The organism is Rhizobacter sp. (genome assembly GCA_021153565.1).
Classification (GTDB): Bacteria; Pseudomonadota; Gammaproteobacteria; order Burkholderiales; family Burkholderiaceae_C; genus Albitalea.
This window is the reverse complement of record JAJKJU010000284.1, coordinates 1-5400: the sequence shown is the minus strand read 5'-3', so window position 1 is coordinate 5400 and position 5400 is coordinate 1. Positions and strand designations below refer to the sequence as shown.

Annotated in this window: 4 protein-coding genes and 1 pseudogene; all 5 read right to left on the bottom strand. The window is 62.4% G+C overall.

Annotated features, from left to right (window positions below; translation table 11 throughout):
• Positions 1-479: hypothetical protein (locus AC30NL_RS17995; protein WP_489465361.1), on the bottom strand; the 479-nt coding region annotated here is incomplete at its 3' end.
• A gap of 2 nt (positions 480-481) precedes the next feature.
• Positions 482-1420: a hypothetical protein gene (locus AC30NL_RS17990; protein WP_489465360.1), complete on the bottom strand. Its 939-nt coding sequence runs from the start codon at positions 1418-1420 to the stop codon at positions 482-484.
• Positions 1417-2757, bottom strand: coding sequence for a glycosyltransferase family 4 protein (locus AC30NL_RS17985; protein ID WP_489465359.1), 1341 nt, complete (start codon positions 2755-2757; stop codon positions 1417-1419). The genes AC30NL_RS17990 and AC30NL_RS17985 overlap by 4 nt, the downstream gene beginning before the upstream one ends.
• A complete protein-coding gene (locus AC30NL_RS17980; RefSeq protein ID WP_489465358.1) occupies positions 2757-4247 on the bottom strand; it encodes an HlyD family type I secretion periplasmic adaptor subunit in 1491 nt (496 codons plus the stop codon). Before AC30NL_RS17980 ends, AC30NL_RS17985 begins: the two co-directional genes overlap by 1 nt.
• Positions 4244-5305, bottom strand: a pseudogene (locus tag AC30NL_RS17975) (ATP-binding cassette domain-containing protein); the annotation flags it as partial. The pseudogene AC30NL_RS17975 and the gene AC30NL_RS17980, both read right to left, overlap by 4 nt.
• Positions 5306-5400 lie beyond the last annotated feature (95 nt).

Below are 5400 nucleotides of genomic sequence, written 5' to 3'. Positions count from 1 at the left end.
GTTGCCAAGTGACCACCCAGGCTGTAGCCGGTGACCGAGAACCTGTTCGTCGCGCCCAGGCCGTAGGTCTGCTGCAGGTGGCCGTACCACTGCTCCATGTCTGCGATCTGCCCGAACGCCCAGCCGTAAGGATTCATCTCCATCGCGTTGGTCGCTTGGTTGTCCCGCGCTGCATCGTCGATGAATTCGGTGGAGCGGAAACTCAGGACCATCTCGCCCTTCACCAATCCGCGGGCCGGGTCCGTCTCACCGCTGTACTTGAACAGCGTACCGCTGAATCCTGTACTGGTGTTGCTCTTGTGCTCGACAACGGTCCAGCCGTCGTCAATGAACTGTTGGGCTTGTATGTCGGTGAATTTGCTGGAGTGGTTGTTGCCTGAGGTCAGCTGTTTGAAATACGACTCCGGATCATCCAGAAACGCTTCCGCTGCCATCTGAAGGTTGGCGTACTTGAGATAGGTTGTGACGTTGTTTGCCATGTTTACTCTCCCTGTTTGTTTGGTTGAACTACTTTCGTCGCGAAGTCCCAGCTCCGTTCGAACACTCGCGGGCATCGAGGGCCGTGTGATGTAGCCCAGCCCCACGGCGATCTGAACCCTGCTTGACTGCCTTGCCCCGAGTCCATCAGATAGCCCACTCGCTGAGCGATGACTTCATTGGTTTGAATGTCAATGGCCTTCAGTGAACCCCCTGCGATCCAATGCTCGCGGTCCTCGCGCGTGGAAATGTCATCCCAGGTGAGTCCGTATCGGGCCGTGAAATTAGTGATGGGCTTGCGCTCTAGAGAGAATGGATAGTCGGATGGCTCAATCCCCTTGCCGGACAGTGCTTTCTCACGTGCGATCGCCTGCTCTGTCCACCGTGGGTGCAACTTCATGACACCGACGTAGCGATACCTCTTGCCATCCACCGGATCGATGGTTTCGACAAAGCTGTAGCCTTTGGTGTGGCGCTTGGCCTCCTCTGGATTGAGTTCAGCGCCTCCGGTCACCCGAAGCAAGTCGGCGATGCACCCGTCGCCATCGCAATCCTTTCCATAGGGATCGTCGAGCTTGAACTGATCGCTGAGGTTTACCTCCTTCGTCCGCCACTTCATCCACACCACGCCGTCGACGTTCCCCACCGTCCGCGTGATCTTCTCGCCCGCGGTCTTGCAGCGTTCCTGAAACAGCGCCATGGCCGCATCCAGCGTGGCCTTGGCTTCGTCATGCTGTTGACGCTTCTCCTGAACGTGCGTCGCCACCGGATAGATAAATGCCCCGAGCACGGCCACGGCAAGCGGGGCGCTCAACCACCTTGGTTTCTGTCTCAACCACCAAAGCAGCAACCCGGCTGTGCCAAGTGCAACCGCCCAATAGAGCAACCCCAGTGCGCTGAGCAGCGGACCGAAGGGTGTTAGGTCCAACGGCGTGTTGGTCATGCTGCACTCCTCGCGTCGCCGTCATTGCCGTGATTGATCTGCAATGCTGTAGTCAAAGAAACCTTTTCCCTTGTAGTCATGGTTTCCATTTCAAAGAGAGCCGAATTCCGGCTCCTTCGGTTGGCGACGACTTCCAGGGGCAACGTCAACAAGGCGTCATACCCTGCCATCCCCTGCGCTTGACCGTATTGCTGCACGGCAGTCCGTGCCCGCTCGCGAAGCGGCGCATACGCTCGCGGCTCAAGCAGTGCGTCAAGCACCCGACGTGCTTGCGCCTCGACATCGAAAAAGTCCACCAGCCGGCCGTTCTCTCCGTCGCGAACCACCTCACGCACCGGCGCGGTATCCGATCCGATCACCAACGCTCCGCAGGCCATGGCCTCGAGCAGCGACCAGCTGAGCACGAAGGGATAGGTCAGGTAGACATGCGCTGCGGACACCTGCAGCACCTTCACGTATTGGGCATGCGGCAGCCTTCCCACAAAGTGCGTGCGACTCGCATCGAGCTTCACCTCACGCAGCATCTGCTCGCGCCAGTTCGGTGCGCCTTGTGGCTGCTGGCCGTAGCTCACCTCGTCCCCGCCCACGATCAGCGCATGACACGTTGGATGCCGACGTTGAACTTCCGCCAGCGCCCGCATGAAGACATGAAACCCCCGATAGGGCTCCAGATTCCTTGCCACGTACGTGACAACCGGATCTCCGGCCCTCAGCGTCACACCGCTGGGCGTCGTCACTTCTGCGCTCGGATCCGGTCCCAGTTGGTCCGCCGCGATCCCTTCATGGCACACGGAGATCTTCGACTGGAATATCTCCGGATGTCGGCTGCGTTGCCATTGCGTGGGACTCACGGCGGCGTCGCAGTTCGTGAGGTTCAGCGTGTGCAGCGCGTTCCACATGCGAATTCGAGCCTTGGCATCGAAGGTCGACGGGAACTCGGGGTCGAAGTTCATGTCGGCCCCCGAGGCCGAGTAGTACCACTCGCAAAAGTGGATGAGGCGCGCATCGGGGAACACGTCCTTCGCCCATAGTGTCTCGCCCCAGCCCGGGTGCGCCAGGATCACGTCGGGCACGAAACCGCTCTTGCGCAAGTACAGCATGGCGCGCGTGGCAGCCTGGCCATGCAAGGTGGCTTGCTCCATCTGCCGCAGATAGGGGTGCTGCTGCGCGTGTCCCGCCCGGGCAAGTTTGTATCGCAGCAGCCCATCGAAGCCGGGGAGCCCAGGCGCAGTCTCCCGGCCCAGGCCGCGCACGTCCCAGCCGGGCCGGCGGGCCCAGGCCTGAACGAGGTGCCCGAACTGGCCGGGGAAATTCTGATGCACGATGAGAAGCCGCATCAACGCTCTTTCAGGCTGTCGTTCAAGTGTTCGCGCACGGGACTGAGCAAGTAGTCGATCACGCGGCGTTTGCCGGTCTTGATCTCTGCGGTCACGTTCATACCCGGCGACAAGTGCACGCGCTTGCCGTCCACATTGATGTCGCGCTGTTCGAGCCGCAAGGTGGCCGGGAAGCTCGCGCCGCCGGATCCCGTGCCGACCGTGCCCACGCTGCTGCCAGTGCTCTGCGCCTGGCGCGCCGCGCTCTCGCTGATCACCGCATCGGCAGCCACACGGGTCACGTCGGCGGCGATCGTTCCGTAGCGCGTGTACGGAAACGTCTCGAGCTTGATCTCCGCGTGCTGCCCCTCGTTCACGAAGCCGATGTCCTTGTTCTCCAACGTCACTTCGGCCATGACCTGCGCGCGGTCGGGTACAAGCACCAGCAGTGCCTGCGCCGGCGTCACCACGCCGCCTGCGGTATGCACGGCCAGCTGCTGGACGACGCCGTCCACCGATGCCGTGAGCTGGGTGAGTCGGGACTTCTGCGTCGCCTTGATGGACTCCGCATCCAATTGCTGCTGCTTCAGTAGGGCGTTTGCGTGCCGCTCGCGCAAGGTGCGTATCGTTTCTGCACGCTGTGCCGCATAGGCCTGCTCGCTCTCGCGCTGTGCTGCCTGCGCTTCAAGCTTGCGCGCGCGTTCGGTGGCGAGGTCTTTTTCCAGCTCGATGCGTTCACGCATCCGATCCTGGTTGGCGTGGCCGGCCATGAACCCCTGGTCGCTCAGCGCCTTGAAGTCCGCCTCGCGCCGACGCGCCAATGGCACGGTGGTCTCCAGCTTGTCGATCCGTTGCTCCACGGTCTGACTCTCCGCCCGGTGTTTGGCCGCTTCGGCCTGCAGCTTGGCGAACTTGGCGCTGATATCGGCCCATTCGCTGTTGAGCTGTGCCTGCACTGCGAGATGTTCGGCAACCGGCAAGCCGGAGCCCGTCATCAACCACGGCTGGCCGCCGCGGGTCAGGGCTTCCAGAAGTGCACCGGTGCGCAAGAACTCCGACGTCGCCGATGCGCGCTCCTGCACAACCCGGCTGCGATCAGCCTCCGCGAGGGTGGCATCGAGTTCTATCAGCAACTGCCCCGCCTTGACGTGATCGCCATCCTGCACGTGGATCGCCTTCACCACGCCGGCCTCCAGCGGCTGGATGAGCTTGGTGCCATCGCTGACCACGATGCGCCCCGGCGCCGTCGCCACGATGTCCAATTCACCGAGACTTGCCCATGCCAGAACGATGACGAAGAGCGCACAGATCGCGAATGCTGCGCGCCGTGGCGCCGGGTGCACCGGCGTGGCTTGCAGACTCAGGGCTGCGGGCAGGAATGCGGCCTCATCGGCCAGGCGCCTGGGACCCGCCAACTCGTGGCGGGCATCCCAGGCTGCCACGAAAACCGCTTTGTACCGGCTCAGCAGATCAAGCACGGGATGCCCGGGGGCGGATTGAGCCGTGTTCATGCAGGGGTTCCGCCGTCGGCTGCCGGCTTCACAGGGCCGATGCCTCCCTGCATGCGCCACAGATGTGCATACAGGCCATTCGGCCTCTCCGCCAGTTGACCATGTGATCCGGATTCGACGATGCGTCCGTTGTCCATCACGATGATGCGGTGAGCATGGCGCACGGCGCTCAAGCGGTGCGCGATGACGAATACGGTGCGCCCCTTGCACATCGAGGCCATGTTGCGTTGGACGATGGCTTCGCTCTCGTAGTCCAGCGCGCTGGTCGCCTCATCGAAGATGAGGATGCGCGGATTGTTGAAGAGTGCTCGGGCAATGGCGATGCGTTGGCGCTGCCCACCCGACAGGCTTGCTCCTTGTTCGCCTACCAGCGTGTCGTAGCCTTCAGGCAATTCACACACGAATTCGTGTGCGCCGGCGAGCTTGGCCACCGCGATGACGTGCTCCAGCGGTGCGGCCGGGTCGGTGATGGCGATGTTCTCGCGCACGCTGCGGTGAAAGAGGAAGTTCTCCTGCAGGACCACGCCGACCTGTCTGCGCAGCTGTGCGACGTCGATGAGGCTGATGTCCAGCCCGTCGATAAGCAGTCTGCCCTGCTCGGGGCTGTATAAGCGCTGCACGAGCTTGGTAAGCGTGCTCTTGCCGGAGCCGGAGCGCCCGACGATGCCGATGATCTCGCCTGGGTTGACGTCCAGGCTCACACCATGCAGCACCGGCGGCGCCTCAGGCCGGTAGCGGAACACAACCTGATCCAGTGTGATGCGACCCTTGAGGGGCGGCAACTGCGCGGCAGTGCTGGGCGGCACTTCAGTGGGTGTGTTGAGCACGTCCCCGAGCCGCGCCATGGAGATGCCGGTCTGCTGGAAGTCTGTCCACATCTGAGCGATGCGCATGATCGGTTGCGCGACGCGCTGGGCGAACATGTTGAAGGCCACGAATTGCCCCACACTGAGTTCGTTGTTCATCACGAGGTGAGCGCCATACCAGAGCGTGGCTGCGTTGACGAGCTTGCTGCTCAGGTTGATGCCTTCGTGTGCGATGCTTGCCAGGCTCTGAGAGGCTGAGAGTATTTCGATCATGCCCGCTCATCACGCCAAAAGACCCCTGCTCGTCGTTGCAAATGCTCGCCATAGCCCTGGCTATGGCTGCGCTT